This window comes from Microbacterium proteolyticum (assembly GCF_030818075.1).
In the GTDB taxonomy this organism is placed as follows: domain Bacteria; phylum Actinomycetota; class Actinomycetes; order Actinomycetales; family Microbacteriaceae; genus Microbacterium; species Microbacterium proteolyticum_A.
This window is the reverse complement of record NZ_JAUSZZ010000001.1, coordinates 40188-58667: the sequence shown is the minus strand read 5'-3', so window position 1 is coordinate 58667 and position 18480 is coordinate 40188. Positions and strand designations below refer to the sequence as shown.

The following is an 18480-nucleotide window of genomic DNA, read 5'->3' as shown; positions in this document are numbered from 1 at the left end:
ATCAGTTTTCTTTCGCAACGCGCGTCTGCCGCATCAGGGGCGTCCCCACGGCGACCTCGGAGCCCCCCGCGATGTCGGTGTACTGGTGCTCGTCGGCGTTCGTGACGATGGTGAGCACGACCGGGTCGAACCCGGCCCCCCTCACCGCGGCCAGGTCGACATGCACGAGCGCATCGCCGGAGGCGACCCGGTCGCCGACGCGCACGAGCGGCCGGAACCCTCGGCCCGCCAACCGCACGGTGTCGATTCCCACGTGCACGAGCAGCTCCGTGCCGTCGTCGGTGGTGATGCCGTACGCGTGCGAGGCGGCCGCGATGGCGCTGATCGTTCCCGCTGCGGGGGAGGAGACGAGACCCGAGGACGGCGCGACCGCGGACGTCGGGCCCAGGGCCCTGGCGGCGAACACCGGGTCGGCCAGGGCGGACACGTCGAGCCGCGTCCCCGCCGCCGGGGAGCGGACCGTCGTCTCGTCGCTCGGCTCGGTGGCCCCGTCGCTCTCGAGCGGACGCCCGCCCCGCTGCCGCCAGCGTGCCCACAGGAGCGTCCCGGTGAACGACAGCACGATCGACACCCCGAGGCACGCCAGGAACGGTCCGACCCGGCCCGGGGCGATCGAGACGAAGCCGAAGACTCCGGCCGCCCCGAGGGTGACGGCCTGCACGTGCATCGCCGCCAGGAGGGTCGCGGCGACGGCCGTCGCGCCGACGGCGATCGCGAACGGTGCGCGCAGCCGCAGAGTGACGCCGAATATCGCCGGTTCCGCGATGCCGAGCGCCGCCGGAACGGTCGCCGTCGCCGCGAGTGCGCGCAGTCGCGACCCGCGCCGTGCGGAGACCCAGATCGCGAGCGTGGCCGCTGCCTGGGCGACGTTGGCGGCCGCGGCGATGGGGAAGATGAACGATCCGCCGGTCGACAGCAGGCCCAGTTCGATCGCGATCAATCCCTGATGCAGACCGGTCACCACGAGCGGTGAGTACACCGCGCCCACCACGGTGCCGCCGACCACTCCGGCGCTCGTGTACAGCCACTCCATGCCCTCGGCGGCGGTGTCGCCGAGGAAGCGCAGCGTCGGGCCCAGGATGAGGAAGGCCAGCAGCCCCGTGGTCAGCAACGTCAGGAGCGGCACGAGCAGCACTCGAGCCGAACCCCGTAGCCGCCGACCGAAGAAGCGCTCCAGGCGGGCGAGGACGAAGCAGATCACGATGATCGGGAGCACCGTGCCCTGGTAATCGATGGCGAGCACGTCGATCCCGTCGAGCACCCACCCCGTGCTGGGGGTCAGGTGGATGGCCGGCAGCGCCGAGACGGCGGCGAGTCCGGGGGCGGCGACGAGGGCGGCGCCCATCGCCGCACCGAGATAGGGGCTCCCGCCGAAGCGTCCGGCGGCCGCGAAGCCGAGCAGCACGGGCAGGAGGGCGAAGACCGCCGCGCCCAGCATGCCCACCAGGGCCACCGGACCTCGCAACTCCGGTACGGCTTCCACTGCGGCCAGATCACCGAACGCGCCAGGGCCGGCGAGCACGTTGTGGATGGCGGTGAGCAGGCCCCCGGCCACGAGCGCGGGCAGCAGCGGGGTGAAGACATCGACGATCACGCTGATCACGCGAGTCGGAAGGCGGCGCGTGGGGACCGTCGGCTCGGGTGAGAGCACCCGCGCGAATGCCGCGGCGAGCTCGTCCACCCGGCCCGGGCCCACCACGACCTGCACCTGTTCACCCACCACCTGCGTCGCCAGGACGCCGGGGACGGCGTCGAGTGCGGCGGCATCCACCCGTGCCGCATCCCGCGGGTTCACCCGCAGACGCGTCGCGCAGTGCGTCGAGGACGCGACGTTGTCGGGCCCTCCGAGGGCATGCAGGATCGCGTCGGCCATCGTCGTGGCATTCATCAGCACCGGAACTCCTCGGCACCCCGCCCCCGGGGGGTGGTGAGACCCAGATTACGCGGTGGTCCGCCAGGGGGTGACGACGGGCGAGGGGGCGGGTGAGATGCCCGCAGCCGGCCGCGCGCGAACCGCGGAAAGGGGGAACGGGGCCCCGCCGCAGCGGGGCCCCGTTCGAGGGAAGGGTGTCAGCCGATCGGCCGGGGGTCCGGCGTCGGGGCGATCTCGTGCGCGTAGCCCGAGGGGATGTCCGCCCATGCGCCGAGCCCGTTCTTGCCGTACGAGCGGTCGACCGTGACGGCGTTGCCGTTGATGTCGACGCGCACGGTCGGTGCGAGGGTTCCGCCGCGGACGAAGTTGTCGCTGGTGCCGATGGTGTCGATGAACGACTGCACCAGGCCGCCGGGCATGACGTAGTGCGAGTAGGCCTGGAACTGTCCCGGGTGCTGGTTGTAGTCCGGTGCGAAGGGCGTGCCCACCGCGAAGTTCAGGTTCGAGGGGCTGCCGAGCGCAAGGCCCGACCCGCGGTTGACCGGCTGGAAGTCGCTGCGGATGCCGTCGCCCACGAAACCGTAGACCCCCTCGGGGCCGTCGATACCGGCCGCGTACGTGCTGCGGTGGGTGATGGTGAACAGGTAGTACTTGCCGTCCTTGATGTAGATCTGCGGACGCTCGGTCTGATCGTTCACGCAGTTGGCCGACAGGATGGGCGGCAGGAAGCGCCACTTGGTGAGGGCGGCGTTCTCGGCCACCGCGAGTCCGACGTTGGCGAGCTGGAAGTGCGCGCCCATGTCCATCGCCTGGTCGGCGGTCTCGGCGTACGGATCGCCCGGTGCATAGCCCATGTCTTCCTCGGTGCACGAGCGCTCGCCGCGGGGGAAGGCCGAGTTGCCCTCGAAGACCATGTAGGTCTTGCCGGGGTGGGCGGGGTCCTCGAAGGTGAACGGGTCGCGGAAGTTGAAGAACTCGTTCTGCGCGCCGGTCTGGTAGTACTCGCCGTCGGCCTTGAGCATGTCGTGCTGGTCGCGGAAGCCGGTCAACCACACGCCCTTGTCATCGGCGAAGATGCGCCCCTCGCTCTGCACCAGGCGCGGGTCGTACGGCTTGCGGTTGGAGCCGTCCTCGTTGCGGTAGAACGCCACCGCCGTGTAGAAGATGCGCAGCTTGTTGCCGTCGAAGATGCGGGTCGAGCCCGACCACTCCGTCTGGTGGCTGAAGGACTGGTCCTCGAAGATCGCGCCGGATGCCCCGTCCGGGAAGACCAGGCCGCCGTAGGTCCAGCCGCCGTTCTTCGGGCGCTCCGCCACATCGGCCTTACGGTAGAAGTAGCCGAGCTTGGCGTACGTGTGACGGTCGTCGAAGCCGAGCTTGCGGTCGGCGACGAGCGAGAAGACGACCTCCCAGCCCTTGAAGCTGGGCTGCGCCGAGCTCCCGTCGGTGAGGGTCCAGCTGTCCCAGACCCACACCTGCTCGTTGCTCATGTCGGGGAAGTCCTGCGGCACCGTCGGCATGGTGTACTCCTCGGGCATGGAGTTCGCACGCGACGGGGCGTTGGGGTTGCTCATGGCCTTGATCTGCCGCGCATCGGCGCGAGTCCACTTCGCGGTGAAGTCGTCCTCGGGGTCGTAGGCCTTCTGGGTGTGCTCGGTCGGGGCCGGGTAGCCCGGAACGGCCGCGGCCGCGGCCGCGGGCGCGGCTTGCGCCTGCGCGGGTACTCCCGCCGCCAAGACGGCGGTGGTGGCGATCACTGCGGCGATCGCCGCGAGCCGGACGCGGGTGCGTCCTACTCGGTTGTGCGTGATGGTCACGTCGGATCTGCTTTCTGTCGCGAGACGTGGCTCCTGCTCCTCGCGGTCAGCGTATGGCGCGGGGCAGAGTGTGTCAAACGATTGGCAGAATTTGAGTTTGCCGAGAATGTCTGGCACTCTCGGCAGCGAGCAGCCGAGCGGCGTGCTCCGTGGCATCCCTCCTCACGCGGTCGTCTGAGCCCGCACCAGCCACCCTCTTCGCGACGACGTGAACCGGTCCGAAAGACCCCCTTCGTCGCGCCCACCGCAATCCTCAGGAGTGTCATGACCCAGCACGTCCCCCTCGCCCGCAGGACACCTGCGCGGCGCGTCCCCCTCGCGGTGTCAGCAGCCGCAGCCGTGTCGTCGGCCGCCATCCTGCTGCTCGCCGCCGCGCCGGCGCACGCCGCGACCACCTTGTCCACCTTCGAGGGTCAGGATGCCGCAACGGCCGCGAAATCCCTGATCGGCGGCCATGTCTCCTTGTCGTCGGCCAGCCTGTCGACCGGTCGCGCCGTGCAGGCGGGAACGTTCTCGGGCCTCGACCTGGGTCTTCCCTCCGGCGCAGTGTCGGGAGTGGCGCTGACCACCGGGTCGCTGCGCGCCGCCGATCCCGCCGCCGCCTCCGACGTCGACTTCACCGCGTCGGCCCTCACGGGCCCCAACGCCAAGCTCACCACCACGGGTGACCTCGGCGGGGCCGGCTCGGCGCTGCTCGAGTCGTCGTTCGCGTCGACGACGTACGATGCGGCTGAGTTGCGGTTGCAGGTCGTTCCCGAGGGCGAGAGCCTGACAATCGTTTATCACATTGGCAGCGAAGAGTACGCGGGATGGTCCGAGCGCAACTACAGCGACGCCTTCGGTGTCTATGTCGGCGGTCGACTGTGCTCCACGCTGGGCGACGTGCCGGTGGGCCTGAAGAGCATCAACGCCGAGACCCACCCGGAGCTGTTCGTCTCCAACCTCACGAAAGAGGGCAACCCCGGCACGCGCGACACGGAGATGAACGGCTACTCGGTCGCCTTGACCTGCACGGCCACGGTCACCCCGGGCAAGCCGGTGGAGATCGTCGCCGCCGTCGCCGACACGGTCGACGGTCAGCTCGATTCCACCCTGCTGCTCGCTGCCGGCGGCATCACCTCGGTGCCCGGACCGGTTCAGCCCACGACGTCGCCCTCGGCTTCGCCCTCCGTCCCCGCGTCCAAGCCCGGCGTCTCCGCCGACCCCGTCCCGGCCTCGGTGACAGGACCCGCCGGTACCGGCACCGCCCGCCCCGGTTCGCCCCTGGCCATCACGGGTGTGGACTCGACGGCGCTTTTCGTCGGTGGCGCTCTGGCCGTCGCGGCCGTGGGCCTGGGAGCTGGGGCTCTCGTCGTCTCGCGTCGTCGGCGCAACGCTCGCGAGGTGAGCGAGCAGTGACCCGCGTCGGCTCCCGTCTCGTCGTCCTTGCCGCCGGAGGCGTGATCGGGGCGACCGTGCTTGCGACTCCCGCCCTCGCTCTGACCGTCGACTCCCGCGAGGGTGACGCGACGGCGACGACATCGACGACGTACGCGGAGCCGACGCTCACTCCCGGGCAGCGGCCCGGTCCGTTCTTCGGCCCGCCGGACCGCACCCGGGGCAACAGCTACGGTACGTGGACGAACGACACCGAAGCGCGAGCGAGGTGGGTGCTGGAGTCGCCCCGGGGGCCGTGGGACACCTTGCGGATCGTCGACCGGCTCGGTGCGGGCCAGCGGTTCGACTGCCAGGCGGGCGTGCGCGTTCGAGCGACCGCGGATGTGGATCCCCAGACGGGGTACCTCGTCGACCCCGTCGAGCTGCCGGCCGACCGGGTCGAGATCGTGTGCTCGCGCACGACGTTGAGCGTGACGGTCGTGCCGGTGGGTGACGAGATCGTGGAGGTCTCGGTCGCATCGTTCGTCGACAAGCCGCACGAGGTGGCGACGAGCCGGGTGGAGTTCGTGGGGACGCGCGTGGAGCCGGACCCCACCCCGGACTCCGCCGGTGGTGACCCCGACTCCGCCGGTGGTGACCCCGACACCGCCGGTGGTGACCCCGACACCGCCGGTGGTGACCCCGACACCGCCGGTGGTGACCCCGACACCGCCGGTGGTGACCCCGACACCGCCGGTGGTGACCCCGACACCGCCGGTGGTGACCCCCACACCGCCGGTGGTGACACCGACACCGCCGGCGGGGGACCCGACCCCGCCGGCGGTCGTCCGGCCCGGGCGCTCGGAGGGCTCGCCCGTCGCGGCGCCCGGACCGACGGTGCAGGAGTCGCCCGCTGCGGCGGCGCCCGCCCGCCTGGCCGCGACGGGAGTGGATGCTTCCTGGCTTCCGCTTCTGTTCGCGGGCGCCCTGGGTGCGGTCGGGTCGGCAATGTCTCTCCTGTACCGCCGCCGTCACCGAAGCCGCCCATGACGCTGCCCGCTCCCCGTCGCGAGGGTGGCTTCAGGGGCCCCTACGGCATCCTCCCGCTCCCTTTGGTCGCGCTTCTGGTCACCGTACTCCTGGTCGTGCTGCTGTGGCCGCGCCCACCCGTGGGTTCCCCGGATTCGACGGGGACGCCGTCGCCGACGCCGTCGCCGACGCCGTCACCCACCGCGACGACCGATCCCTTCGCCATCCCCGCAGGTTGGGAACGGTTCCGTCCGGCCTTCCACCTCACTCCCGAGGAGCACTGGATCAACGACCCCCAGCGCCCCGTCTTCGTCGACGGCGAGTGGCGGCTGTACTACCTCTACAACGCGGACTACCCCGAGGGGAACGGCACCGCGTGGCACCTGGCCACCTCGACCGACATGGTCACGTGGAAGAACCGCGGTGTCGCCATCGAGAAGTACCGCAACGGGCTCGGCGACATCCTCACCGGGAGCGCCGTCGTCGACGAGCGCAACACGGCGGGGTTCGGGGCGGGGGCGATCGTGGCCCTCGCGACCCAGCAGGACGACGGCGTGCAGCGTCAGTCGCTGTTCGTCTCGACCGACGGCGGCTTCAGCTTCCGGAACTACGAAGGGAACCCCGTGATGGACAATCCCGGTGCGACCGACTGGCGCGACCCCAAGATCGTCTGGGATGACGCGCGCCAGCAGTGGGTGATGGTGCTCGCCGAGGGGCAGCGCCTGGGGTTCTACACCTCGAAGAACCTCCGCGAGTGGACCTACGTCTCCGACTTCGTCCGTACGGACTACGGGCTGCTCGAGTGCCCCGATCTGTTCGAGATGGTGGACCCCACCTCGGGCCGGCGCACGTGGGTGCTCGGCGTGAGCGCCCACGCGTCGTCGACGGGCGGCACGACGGGCTTCGCGTACTGGACAGGCGCCTGGGACGGTGAGCGCTTCACCGCCGACACCGACGAACCGCAGTGGCTCGACGGCGGTGCCGACTTCTACGCGGCCGTGACCTGGAACGACCCGCGCGACGGTGACCAGGGTCGGCTGGAGCGCCGGTTCGCGCTCGGCTGGATCAACAACTGGGCCTACGCCCGTGACCTCCCCGGGGGGCGCTGGCAGGGGGGATCGCTCTCGACCACGCGCGAGATCGTCCTCCGAGAGATCGACGGGCGGCTGTCGCTCCTGTCGCAGCCGGTCGCGGCCCTCGAGGCGCGGGAGGGCGAGAGCGCGACGGCGTCGAGCTTCACCGTCGTGCCGGGCGACATCGTCGACCTTCCCGTCCAGCCTTCGACGCGCGCGTTCCGCCTGCGCGCGCGCATCGATGCACCCGACGCGGGCGAGGTGCGCCTGCGATTCGGTTCCGGCGACGCCGAGGTGACCGTCGGGTACGACGCCGGTGCGGGAGTGGTGTTCATCGATCGCCGACGGGACGCGGTGGCGGATGCCATGCCCGAGACGTACCGCGAGATCCGCACCGCCCCCGTGGAGGCCGACGGCTCACTCGCCCTCGACATCCTCGTCGACGTGTCCTCCGTCGAGGTGTTCACCGGTGACGGCCGCGCATCTCTCACCTCGGCCGCCTACGCCGACGCCCGCGCCGGCGTCACCGTCGAGGCCGTCGGCCAGAGGATCGGCATCCGGGATCTGTCGGTGACGCCAATGGAGGTCGACGACCCGAACACCCCCTGAACGCGCGACCGCACCGCAACCCCCACCCGGTGCGGTCGCGTTCCCTCCCGACGCCGCGCGACGAAGCGCATGCGTCGTCGGCCGGCGGCCGCACCGGGTCTTCCCCCACTCGGTGCGGCCGTCTTGATGCGCGGGCACGTGTCCGGACGTCGGGAGCGCGCCGGCGCACTCGACGATCCTCGCCTCGGCTGCCCGGATCCCCGCCCGCTCGCGTGCCGGTCGTGAAACGTGCCGGAGGGGTGTCAGGACGTCCAGCCGTGGCGCAACGCCACCGGGAGGGGAGCCTCAGCGGTCGCGCCCGCCGCGGCATCCGTCATCCTCTCGATCAGGAGGTCGACCGCCCGCGCCGCCATCCGCTCGATGGGCTGTCGGACGGTGGTGAGTCCGGGCACGGCCAGTTGCAGGCCGGCGGACCCGTCGTATCCGACGACGCGCAGGTCGTCCGGCACGCGACGCCCGGTCTTGCGGGCCCACTCCAGCGCCATCAGGGCGGTGAGGTCGTCGCTGGCGAAGACGCCGTCGCACGGGTTGACCGTCAGCCACGTCTCGATCGCGGCGCGCCGCTCGTCGAGCGAGGTGTTGTAGCCGTAGGCCATGACGCGCGGCTCGAGACCGTGCGCGGCCATGCGTTCACGGTAGGCCGCCGCGCGCTGATTACCGGGATGATCGGTGGCGGTCAGGTGCACGGGCGCGCGCGAGCCGCGGGAGATGAGGTGCTCGGTGGCCAGGACGCCGCCGGTGCGGTTGTCGCTGTTCACGGTGGGGATGCCTTCGCCCAGCCGGCGGTCGATCGCCACGATGGGGAGGTCGGCGCGTCCGTAACCGGCGACATCGCGATTGTGCGTGGAGCTGATGATGCCGTCCACCCGGTTCCCCTGGAGGAGGTCGAGGTACTTCTCCTCGCGCTCGGGGGTGTCGTGGCAGTCGCAGAGCAGCATCTTGTAGCCCCGGGCGGCGAGAGCCCCCTCCACGTGCGAGGCGAGTTCGCCGAAGAACGGGTCGGCGACCGTGGGCACGATGAGGCCCACGAGCGTCGAGCGCTGACCGATGAGCGAGCGGGCGATCTCGTTCGGGCGATAGCCGAGCTCGGAGACGGCGTCGTCCACGCGGCGTTTGATGTCGTCGCTGAGATACCCCCGATTGTTGAGCACGCGCGAGACCGTCGTCACCGAGACGCCCGCGCGCGCGGCGACGTCTTGCAGCTTGGGTCGGTTCATCGGGTGCTCATCGTGTCGGGGAACGTGGATGCCTCCGACGCTATCCCACGCCCGTGGACCGTTCAGCCGCGCCGGGTGCCGTCCCCACGATCGCGTCGACGAGAAGCAGCATGTCGTCGCCGTCGAAGTCCTCGCGGCTCAGCGCTCGGAGGATGACGGCGCCCAGCAACGCGTCAGCGGCGGCGTCGAGCCGCGCGCCGCTCGCCCCGCCCATCGCCTGGGAGAGGCGGTCCATGAGGGGGGCGGCGAGGATCTCGGCGCGCAGACGCCGTCCGGTCTCCGCGCTCCCGGCCGCCGCCGCGACGAGGGAGCGCAGCAGGCCCTCGCCCTGGGGGCTGCCGCGCAGGGTGAACAGGTCGGTGAGCCACCGGGCGAGGTCCGTCCGAGCGTCACCGCTGTCGGGGATCTCCCGGTGCCCACCGAGCAGGCGGCCCTCGAGGATGGCCTCGGCGATCACGTCGCCCTTGCTCGGCCACCACCGGTAGATGGTCTGTTTTCCCACACCTGCGCGGCGCGCGATCCCCTCCATCGTCAAGTGGTCGTAACCGCGCTCGGCGAAGAGCGAGACGGCGGCGTCGAGGATCGCCAGACGTGCCGCCTCGCTGCGGACGGGACCACTGCGCGGAAGTGTCATGTCTCACATTCTGCGCGACGGCGGCGAGGACCGAGACGAGACGGTGCGTGTTATCTTTGCTCGGACTGGTCGGAGCCGACGGTGCTCCCTCGCGCGCACCGCACGAGAGGACACACCCCGCATGGCCGAACTGCTGCACCGTCTCGGAACCTTCGCCGCTCGGCGCGCGTGGACCGTGATCATCGCGTGGGCGGTGATCCTCGGGGTCGTCGCGGGCGGCTTCGCCCTGGGGTTCAAGGGCCTGAGCTCGAGCTTCGACATCCCGGGAACGGCATCCGGAGACGTGATCGCCGAACTACAGGACGAACTGCCCGATTTCAGCGGCGCGTCCGGTGCCGTCGTGTACCGCACCGACGACGGTTCGGCTCTGACCGCCGATCAGCAAGCCGAGATCAGCGCCCTCGTGTCTTCGGCGGAAGACCTGCCCGACGTCGCCCGCGTGACAGACCCCTTCGCCACGCAGCAGCAGCTCGACGACCAACGGCAGCAGGTCGTCGACGGTCGCCAGCAGCTCAACGATGCGCGCGACCAGGCGGAATCGGGCCAAGAGCAGATCGACGCCGGCGCCGCACAGCTCGATCAGGCTCAACAGCAACTCGACGCCGGTCGCGCGCAGCTGGACGCGGCACCGCTGCCCGATGCCCAGAAGCAGGCGCAGCTCGAGGCTCTCGACGCGCAGCAGGCGCAGCTGGACCAGCAGCGCACGGCGCTCGAGCAGCAGCAGACCCAGCTGACCGACGGGCTCGCCCAGATCGCCGACCAGGAGGCGCAGCTCGACGAGGGCGCCGAACTGCTGTCGTTCGCGGATGCCATCCGCCTGGTGTCCGACGACGGGTCGACCGCGATCGTGAACGTCTCGTTCGACCTGCCGCGCCTCGAGCTGTCGGAGGCGTCGAAGGAGGCCGTCGTCGAGCACTTCACCGCCGAGCCCGTCGACGGTGCCCAGGTCGCATTCAACACCGAGATCTCGCAGGGCATCCCCGAGATCTTCGGCGTCGGCGAGGTCGTGGGCGTCGCCGTGGCCGGTATCGTGCTCGTCGTGGTGCTGGGTTCGCTCTTGGCCGCGGCGTTCCCGATCCTCACCGCCATCGTCGGCGTCGCGATCGGGGCGATGGCGACGTTGTCCTTCTCGGGCGTGATCCAGATGGCATCCGTCACTCCCTTCCTGGGAGTGATGCTGGGCCTCGCCGTCGGAATCGACTACGCGCTGTTCATCCTCTACCGCCACCGGCGACAGCTCCTGCAGGGAGCCGAGGTGGAGGAGTCCATCGGCCTGGCCAACGGCACGGCGGGCACCGCGGTGGTGTTCGCCGGTCTCACGGTCATCGTCGCCCTGCTCGCGTTGAACATCACCGGCGTCCCGTTCCTCGGGCTCATGGGCACCGCCGGCGCCGTGAGCGTCCTGGTCGCGGTGCTCATCGCGGTGTCGCTCATCCCGGCGCTTCTCGGCCTGGCAGGAATGCGCATCCTGAGCAAGCGCGCCCGGGCGCGCGTCGCCGCCGCGCACGGATCGGCGCATCCGCGCCGTGCCGCGCGACAGGGGGTCGAGCCGATGGATGCCGAGGAGCACCCCCGCCGCGCGGCCCGCACCGGAGCGGTCGCCACGGTCCCGACCGTGAAGCCCATGTCCACGTTGCGCGCCGTCGTCACGATGCTCGTCGCCACCGTCGTCCTTCTGGTGGTCGCCATCCCCGCCCTCTCGATGCGCCTCGGGCTGCCCGACGGCGGCTCCGAAGCTGAGGACTCCACCGGCTACCAGGCCTTCACCTGGTCGGAGGAAGCGTTCGGCCCCGGCGCCAACGCGCCGCTCCTGGTCACGGCCGCCCTTCCCGCCGACACGGCGGAAGAAGACGTCCAGGGTCTTCAGCTCGTCATCGCCCGCGAGCTCTTCGCACAGGACGACGTCGCCGCTGTCGCGCCCGTCGCCGTCTCCGACGACCGCACTCTCGCGGCCTTCCAGGTGATCCCCCGCGAGGGGCCGAACGCGGTGTCGACCGATACCCTCGTGCGGGACCTGCGTGCGCTTGCTCCCATCGATGGCGACATCGAACTCGGGGTCGCGGGTGCCGCCGCGATCAACATCGACATCTCCGAAGGTCTCGCCGATGTGTTGCCGATCTACCTCGTCGTCGTGGTGGGGCTGTCGTTCCTGATCATGGTGGCCGTCTTCCGGTCGCTGCTGGTGCCGCTCATCGCGACCGCCGGCTTCGTTCTGTCGCTCTTCGCGACGTACGGCGCCGTCACCGCCGTGTTCCAGTGGGGATGGCTGGGCGACGTGTTCGGGGTGCACAATCCCGGCCCGATCCTGAGCTTCCTGCCGGTGATCCTCGTCGGCATCCTCTTCGGTCTCGCCATGGACTACCAGCTCTTCCTCACCACGGGGATGCGCGAGGCATGGGCGCACGGGGCGACGCCGCGGCTGGCGGTCGCGCAGGGATTCCGCGCCGGACGAACGGTCGTGACCGCCGCGGCGATCATCATGATCGCCGTCTTCTCGGGCTTCATCACCTCGGAAGCCGTCATCATCAAGTCGTTCGGCCTGGGGCTCGCCCTCGGCGTGCTCTTCGACGCCTTCGTCGTGCGCATGCTGCTGATGCCCGCCGTCATGCACGTGCTGGGCGGCTCGGCCTGGTGGCTGCCCCGTTGGCTCGACCGCATCATCCCCAACGTCGATGTGGAGGGTTCGGCGCTCGAGCGCCGGCATCCCGTGCACCACTGAGTCGCGGGGCCCGCGCATCCGTCGTCACCGACGATCCTCGTCCGGACGGAGGCGCCGCGCTCTGCTGCCACCGGCGTCGCGCCGGCGATCACGCCAGGCGTCCGCGCGACGGACCACCTCGAGCCGGCGCGCAAGCCCCACCTTCTCGTCGGCGGGCTGCGGGAGGATTTCGTTCTCACATGGAGCCGAGGAGGACGACGATGACTGATCGCGAAGAGACCCAGGACGCCCCCGTCATGGACGGCGCGACCGACGCCGGTGTGGAGGAGAAGAAGGACGGTGCCCAGCAGCAGCGTGCCGCGGACGCCGCCGTCGTGGACGACGACCTGCCCAGCGAAGACCTGAAGGACGACCTGCGCAGCATCCGCGGGTACGGCGAGGATCGCTGAGGGGAGAAGGTCGACGACCCCCGTCCGGAGCCAGCTGGGGGAAAGGCTCGACGGGCGAGGGTCATCGAGGACGCCAGAGGGGCGCCGCCCGCTTCGACGATGCCGAGGCGGGTTACAGGAAGAGTACGCCGGGCATGCGCGTCGGCATCCGGATCTCAGGCAATCCGCAGGCTGCGCTGACAGCGCTCCCGGGTACGCACGGCGCACCCGGGAGCGAGGCGGTCATGCGGCGTCGTCGGTCGGGATCTCGCCGGCGGCGATCGCGTCGGCGTAGGTGCGGATGTCCGGACCCGGTTCGTAGTCGATGAAGCGGTCCTTGATGCGGGCGTTGATCTGCGCGAAGGCCTCGTCGGACGAGATGCCGTCGCTGTCGCGGGCGATCGCGACGACCGCCTCCCGCAGCACGTTGTCGGCGTCGTCCAGGATCTTCTGGCGGGCGGGTTCGTTCCAGCGGATGTCGGAGATGTCCATGCGCCACACCATAGAGCGGCCCCCTGCGCCCCTTTTCGGGGTTGCGTCCCGAGCGTCGGTATGCGGCGGCGCCTTCGCAACCCGGCTGACCCGTGCCGCGGGCGCGATGAGGATGAGGACATGTCGACGGATGCCGGAACGACGGTGAAGACGAGGATCGGTGCGGGCCTGCGCGACCTGGGGTGGTGGGCGCGGGACTACGCTTACGCGCTGCGCGGGCAGTGGCGTGCCCTCACGAGCCGCGAGGGCGCCGACGGGCTCGAGACGGGGGATGGCACGCCCGTGGTGCTGCTTCCCGGCATCTACGAGACCTGGCGGTTCCTCGAACCGCTTGCGCGCGCGCTGCACGAGCGTGGTCACCCGGTGCACGTCGTCGACGAGCTCGGTGACAATCGCCGGCCGATCGCCGAGCAGGCTTCGCGCGTCGCGGCCTTCCTGGTCTCTCGCGGTCTGTCCGACGTCGTGCTCGTCGCGCACAGCAAGGGCGGGCTGATCGGCAAGCACGTCATGGCGTTCCACCCGGCGGGCGCACGCGTGCGGGCGCTGGTCGCCGTCGCGACGCCGTTCGGCGGCTCTCGTTACAGCCGTCTCATGCCGACGCCCTCGCTGCGTGCCTTCGCGTCGGGGGATGCCACGATGCGCGCGCTGGCCGCGTCTGCGGACGCCAACGCGCGCATCGTGTCGGTGTACGGGGCGTTCGACCCGCACATCCCGGAGGGAAGCGAGCTCGCCGGGGCCCGGAACGTCCGCTTGGCCGGCGGCGGCCACTTCCGCGTGCTTGCCGATCCCCGGGTGATCGCCGAGGTCGTCCGCGTCGCCGAATGACCGTGCGGGGAACCCGACGGGGTGACGGCGGCCCCCGCCGCGACCTCCGGATCTCGCGGGAAGTCCGCCGCTCGAGGGGCAGCGGAGTCCCCATCGGGACGGGCGAACCCCTCTCGCCCACCGGCCGATCGCGTGCTTGTCCGCCCTGTGGGGGTCAGCGCATGAGCACGGCTCGGGAGTGGTCGTCGGCGATGATCTCGCCGTCGGCCACCGCCATCACCTCGACGGACTCGAGGGTCATCGCCCCCGAGAGCGTCGTGAGGAAGGCCGTGTCGGCGGCGTCCCGGCCGGTGGCGACGCGGACGAGGTGGTCGCGGGGCGCCAGGCGGGTGGCATCCACGACCTCCCACCGTCCGTCGACGAAGGCCTCGACGACCGCGTGGAAATCCATCGGCTCCAGCCCCGGGGCGAACGCGGAGACGAGGCGCGCCGGCACCCCGCTCGCACGCAGGAGCGCGACCGTCAGGTGCGCGTAGTCGCGGCAGACGCCCTCACCCGCCCGGAGCGTGTCGACCGCGGTGTCGGTCGGCCCGCTGGAGCCCGGGACGTACGACAGATGTTCGAACACCCAGGCGGGGATGCGCTCCACGGCCTCGCGCGGGCTGAGCCCGGCGAAAGCGTCTGCGGCATCGCCGAGGTCGTCGGAGGGGGCGTACCGACTCGGACGCAGATACCGCACCGGGTCCACGTCGTCGGACGGGGCCGGCGCGGTCGGCGGTGCGACCTGGGCGCGATAGACGACCTCCGCCGTGCCGGCGGGGAGGGTCGCACGGTGCAGTCGCGTTCCGTGCGCGTCCATCTGCTCGACGGCGGAGATGACTTCGCCGTCGACGACGATCTGCAGGTCCTCCTCGACGACCCACCCGGCGGCCGGGGCGATCGACAGCACGACGTCCGCCTTCTCGTCCACGTGCATCCTGACGACCGCCTGAACCGACGCGCTCACGCGGCGACCTCCGGAGCGGCGGCCCCCGTGGGCAGCAGGCGCGTTGTCGTGGTGGGCGATGCCGGTCGCGTGGCGATCGCGCAGCAGTCCGTCCCGGCCGAGTGGCAGACGTCGGCGACGGCGCACTGCATGCGGTGCAGGAACGACGTGACGGCCTCGGCCTCGGAATCGCTCATTCCCCGGGTCGCCTGCATCATCCGCGCGTGCATCGAAGCAAGCGTGTCGCGCATCTCGACATCGGCGTGCCCCGTCGACGAGACGAGGATCTTGCGACGGTCGGAGGGATGCCGTCGTCTCTCGAGGTGTCCGGAGCGTTCCAAACGGTCCAGCAGCGCCGTGATCGACGCCGTCGACACGCCGAGGTGCCGAGCCAGATCGATCGGCGTCACCTCCCGCCCTGCTGCGCACGCACGGGTGAGGTGGCGCAGGACGCGGAGTTCGTTCTCGCCCATCGACATGGATGTCTGCGTGCGTCGCCGCATGTCCATCTCGGCCGCACGGTAGGAGCGCAGCGCTTCCATCACGCGGGCGCCGCGATCGTCCTCCGCGCTGTCGCTGTACCAGTACGACGGAGGCGTCGTGATGTCTCTCTTCATCGGCGTTCCTAATATCTCGCTTGCCTATTCGCTAGTCTACCTAGTAAGTTCGTTCTCAAGCAACGAGCAGAGGGGCACATCATGGCGAAGCTTTACTACGGCACGACGACCGAACCGATCAGCATCGACGACCGTCTCCTGGCGCATGTCAAGGTCGTCGTCGCGACCAAGCTGCGCCGCGGTGAGAGCTTCACCCTCTCCTGGGTGCACCGACCGGGGGAGCCCGCCGGCCGCTCGACCATCTGGCTGCAACCGTCGATCCCGCTTCGGTTCGTGTTCGACTCCGAGCAGCCCGAGACGCTGGACCAGAACCTGCTCAAGCGCATGGCGAACGACGCCAACTCCTCCCGCGGACTCAGCCTCGACATCGCGATGGACGAGCCCGTCCCCGCTGCCTCCCCGGCGCAGTCGGCGGCTCCGCGCCCCTTCGCTCGCGCGGCATGATCCTCGCCCGGACCGCCTCGGCGTCGGCGGGGCGACGCGCGCAGGCGAGCATTCCGGCCGCGTGGGACGTGCCCACCGAGCCGATCTCGATCGTCATCGCCGATGCACTCGAGGCGTCCATCAGCGCGTGACGCGGAGGTCGCACCCGCGCACGTGCGGTATCAGGATCCGTTCTCGTCGTCGCGCTCCGCAGACGCCTCTCTCCGGGAGAGTGTTTCCCTCCGCACGCGTATGACGCCCGCGGCGAAGACCACGGCGCCGACGGCCAGAAGAGCAGTCTTCGGGGCGTTCGGCGAGTCCGCCGGCAGCAGGAGTGTGGGGATCGCGCAGATGATCGCGCTCATCGCACAGAGCAGCGGACCGACGGAGACGTGCGTGACGAACTTCATCCGGTCCTCCTCCCGCGGGCTGCTGACAGCTTAAACGTGCGGGTGCGACGCGAGCCATATCGCGCGTGAGCCCCGCCGTCCACCGTCCCGCGCGGACCCTCGACGCTGGCTAGCGTTACCGGCACCGACGAAGGGATCCCCCGTGCGCATCAAAATGTCTCTGCCCGCTCTGGCCGTCCTTCTCGTGGCGCTCGCCGGCGCGGCGTCCCCCGCGACCGCGGCGACGCCATCTCTCACCGCGGCCCCCGCGTCCGTGGTGCTGGGGGAGACGACGACCGTCACGGCATCCGGCCTCGGCGGACTCCAGACCGCCACTTTCGGCCTCGCCGATACCGACTCCGGGGCGTTCTCGGGTGACGGCGTGGAGACGGGTGCCACCACGGCCGAAGCGCCCGTCTCCGAGGGCACGGCCACCGTCGAGTTCACCCCGACGCGAGTCGGTGACGTCGTCATCGCGGTCGGGACCGGCGAGTCCGTCCTCGGACAGGTGACGGTCTCCGTGTCGGCGGCGACGGCGGAACCGGCGCCCGCGACGCCGAGCCCCGCTCCGGCGAGCCCGTCCGCGTCCTCGGCGGACGACTCGGCCCAGAGCGAACCCGACTCCGAGGCGGAGGCGGGACGCTTCAGCTTCGTCCTCATCCCGCTGATCGCCGCCGCGGTGGTCGTCATCGGGGGCATCATCGTGATCACCCGCGGCCGGCGCAAGCGCCGCGGCGACTGATCCGGGTGCGCTTTCCTAGGGGACGAGGTAGCCGGCCGCCCGCACCAACGCGTACCACTCGGCTCGCGTGAGGCGCAGGTCGGATCCGACGGCCGCGTCCGTGAGGCGCCCCGGGTTCGTCGTCCCCAGGACGACCTGCATGTCGGCCGGATGCCGGGTGATCCACGCCACCGCGATCGCGAGAGGCGGAACGTCGTATTTCTGCGCCAGCTCATCGATGACCGCGTTGAGCTCGGGGTACTCGGGATTGGCGAGGAAGGTGCCGCCGCCGCGCGTCCCCTGCAGCGGCGACCAGGCCTGCAGGGTGATGCCGGCGATCCGGCAATACTCGACCAGGCCGCCGCCGTCGAGCACGGCGGACTGGGCCGCGCTCTCCATGTTGGCGGCGAGGCCCTGGGTCAGGATCGGCGCATGCGCGATCGACAGCTGCACCTGGTTGGCCACGAGCGGTTGCCGAACGGCGGTTCGCAGCAGATCGATCTGGCGCGGGGTGTGATTCGAGACTCCGAAGGCCCGCACCTTGCCCGTGCTCTCGAGGTGGTCGAACGCTCGCGCCACCTCGGCCGGTTCGACCAGGGCGTCGGGACGGTGCAGGAGGAGGACGTCGATGTAGTCCGTGTGCAGCGCGCGGAGGGATTCCTCCACCGACGACACGAGGTGCTCGTAGGAGAAGTCGAAGTACGGTCCCTCGCGGACGATGCCCGCCTTGGTCTGCAGGCGGATCTCGCCACGTTCGGAGGCGCTGAGCCCCAGCGCCTCAGCGAATCGGCGCTCGGCGGAATGCAACGACCGCGCGTAGATGTCGGCGTGATCGAAGAAGTCGATCCCCGCGTGCCGTGCGGCTTCGTAGAGCGAACGCACGTCCGCGTCCGACATGTCGTCGATGCGCATCATGCCGGCGACGACGTTGGGAACGGTCAGGCCGCTCGAGCCGAGGGGGACGTTTCGCATCGCACCACGCTAACCCGGCGGCGGCGCCCGCGCTCGAATCCGCCGGTGGGATGCCGAGTACCCGGGCGAGCCGGCGCAGGGGGAGGCGTCCGTCCTCCGATCCGGCGTCTCGCTCCCCGGAATCCGGTGCTCTCGCGACGGGGGCGCCGTGCGGCGGCCGCCCGAGGGAGGGTGCGCGGTCCCGCGGCTGGGGCAGGAGCCACGGGACCGCGCATCGGGGGATGAACGGGCACCATCGGTGAGTCGGAACGTTTGGGGGAGAACCGCTCGGCGACCGCTCGGTGTCGAGGTTCGCACACCCGTGGGCGCTCGGTGGCTGATCGCGCCCATTTCTCACCCGTTGATTCGCCCGCCACGATGCGATGCGCGCGCTGGGTGTCGACCGACGGGACACCGAGGCGGGTGCGGGCAGAGCGACGGC

Annotated in this window: 17 protein-coding genes; 8 read left to right on the top strand and 9 right to left on the bottom strand. The window is 70.9% G+C overall.

Features of this window, described 5'->3' with window-relative positions; all coding sequences use genetic code 11:
* Position 1: 1 nt before the first annotated feature.
* Positions 2 to 1888, bottom strand: a complete 1887-nt coding sequence (locus QE392_RS00295) for a glucose PTS transporter subunit IIA (protein ID WP_307446255.1) — start codon at positions 1886 to 1888, stop codon at positions 2 to 4.
* Between the two features lie 182 nt (positions 1889 to 2070).
* On the bottom strand, positions 2071 to 3690 hold the full coding sequence (locus QE392_RS00290; protein WP_307446252.1) for a glycoside hydrolase family 68 protein: 1620 nt from the start codon (positions 3688 to 3690) through the stop codon (positions 2071 to 2073).
* 264 nt (positions 3691 to 3954) lie between these two features.
* Here QE392_RS00290 and QE392_RS00285 point away from each other — a divergent pair, with 264 nt between their 5' ends.
* Together QE392_RS00285 and QE392_RS00280 are read left to right on the top strand one after the other, a co-directional pair.
* The gene (locus QE392_RS00285; protein ID WP_307446249.1) at positions 3955 to 5088 is read left to right on the top strand and encodes a choice-of-anchor L domain-containing protein; all 1134 of its coding nucleotides are present in this window, start codon (positions 3955 to 3957) and stop codon (positions 5086 to 5088) included.
* Positions 5085 to 7757, top strand: a complete 2673-nt coding sequence (locus tag QE392_RS00280) for a GH32 C-terminal domain-containing protein (protein ID WP_307446246.1) — start codon at positions 5085 to 5087, stop codon at positions 7755 to 7757. Before QE392_RS00285 ends, QE392_RS00280 begins: the two co-directional genes overlap by 4 nt.
* 242 nt (positions 7758 to 7999) lie before the next feature.
* Here QE392_RS00280 and QE392_RS00275 read toward each other — a convergent pair whose 3' ends face one another.
* Together QE392_RS00275 and QE392_RS00270 are read right to left on the bottom strand one after the other, a co-directional pair.
* Complete coding sequence (locus QE392_RS00275) at positions 8000 to 8974, bottom strand: LacI family DNA-binding transcriptional regulator (protein ID WP_307446244.1); 975 nt, start codon at positions 8972 to 8974, stop codon at positions 8000 to 8002.
* A gap of 40 nt (positions 8975 to 9014) precedes the next feature.
* Positions 9015 to 9608, bottom strand: coding sequence for a TetR/AcrR family transcriptional regulator (locus QE392_RS00270; RefSeq protein WP_307446240.1), 594 nt, complete (start codon positions 9606 to 9608; stop codon positions 9015 to 9017).
* A gap of 121 nt (positions 9609 to 9729) precedes the next feature.
* On the opposite strand from QE392_RS00270, the gene QE392_RS00265 reads away from it, so the two are divergent.
* Positions 9730 to 12327: an MMPL family transporter gene (locus tag QE392_RS00265; protein ID WP_307446237.1), complete on the top strand. Its 2598-nt coding sequence runs from the start codon at positions 9730 to 9732 to the stop codon at positions 12325 to 12327.
* Positions 12328 to 12527: 200 nt separating this feature from the next.
* A complete protein-coding gene (locus tag QE392_RS00260; RefSeq protein ID WP_307446232.1) occupies positions 12528 to 12716 on the top strand; it encodes a hypothetical protein in 189 nt (62 codons plus the stop codon).
* Positions 12717 to 12938: 222 nt separating this feature from the next.
* Here QE392_RS00260 and QE392_RS00255 read toward each other — a convergent pair whose 3' ends face one another.
* Entirely contained in the window at positions 12939 to 13187 is a 249-nt protein-coding gene (locus QE392_RS00255; protein WP_307446229.1) for a hypothetical protein, read from the bottom strand.
* A gap of 120 nt (positions 13188 to 13307) precedes the next feature.
* Between QE392_RS00255 and QE392_RS00250 the strand changes: the two genes are divergently transcribed.
* Positions 13308 to 14012 carry an esterase/lipase family protein gene (locus tag QE392_RS00250; protein WP_307446226.1) on the top strand — a complete coding sequence of 235 codons (705 nt, stop codon included), beginning with the start codon at positions 13308 to 13310 and terminating at the stop codon, positions 14010 to 14012.
* 154 nt (positions 14013 to 14166) lie between these two features.
* On the opposite strand, the gene QE392_RS00245 is transcribed toward QE392_RS00250, so the two are convergent.
* Positions 14167 to 14928 (bottom strand): transglutaminase-like domain-containing protein, encoded by a 762-nt coding sequence (locus tag QE392_RS00245; protein ID WP_307453972.1) that lies wholly within the window; start codon positions 14926 to 14928, stop codon positions 14167 to 14169.
* 26 nt (positions 14929 to 14954) lie between these two features.
* Positions 14955 to 15554: a MarR family winged helix-turn-helix transcriptional regulator gene (locus QE392_RS00240; RefSeq protein WP_307446223.1), complete on the bottom strand. Its 600-nt coding sequence runs from the start codon at positions 15552 to 15554 to the stop codon at positions 14955 to 14957.
* A gap of 81 nt (positions 15555 to 15635) precedes the next feature.
* Between QE392_RS00240 and QE392_RS00235 the strand changes: the two genes are divergently transcribed.
* Both QE392_RS00235 and QE392_RS00230 read left to right on the top strand, forming a co-directional pair.
* Entirely contained in the window at positions 15636 to 15998 is a 363-nt protein-coding gene (locus QE392_RS00235) for a DUF7882 family protein (RefSeq protein WP_307446220.1), read from the top strand.
* A complete protein-coding gene (locus tag QE392_RS00230; protein WP_307446216.1) occupies positions 15995 to 16129 on the top strand; it encodes a hypothetical protein in 135 nt (44 codons plus the stop codon). The genes QE392_RS00235 and QE392_RS00230 overlap by 4 nt, the downstream gene beginning before the upstream one ends.
* A 30-nt stretch (positions 16130 to 16159) precedes the next feature.
* Here QE392_RS00230 and QE392_RS00225 read toward each other — a convergent pair whose 3' ends face one another.
* Entirely contained in the window at positions 16160 to 16387 is a 228-nt protein-coding gene (locus QE392_RS00225; RefSeq protein WP_307446213.1) for a hypothetical protein, read from the bottom strand.
* 142 nt (positions 16388 to 16529) lie between these two features.
* Between QE392_RS00225 and QE392_RS00220 the strand changes: the two genes are divergently transcribed.
* Positions 16530 to 17108 carry a hypothetical protein gene (locus QE392_RS00220; RefSeq protein ID WP_307446208.1) on the top strand — a complete coding sequence of 193 codons (579 nt, stop codon included), beginning with the start codon at positions 16530 to 16532 and terminating at the stop codon, positions 17106 to 17108.
* A gap of 15 nt (positions 17109 to 17123) precedes the next feature.
* On the opposite strand, the gene QE392_RS00215 is transcribed toward QE392_RS00220, so the two are convergent.
* Positions 17124 to 18059, bottom strand: coding sequence for an aldo/keto reductase (locus QE392_RS00215; protein WP_307446205.1), 936 nt, complete (start codon positions 18057 to 18059; stop codon positions 17124 to 17126).
* Positions 18060 to 18480 lie beyond the last annotated feature (421 nt).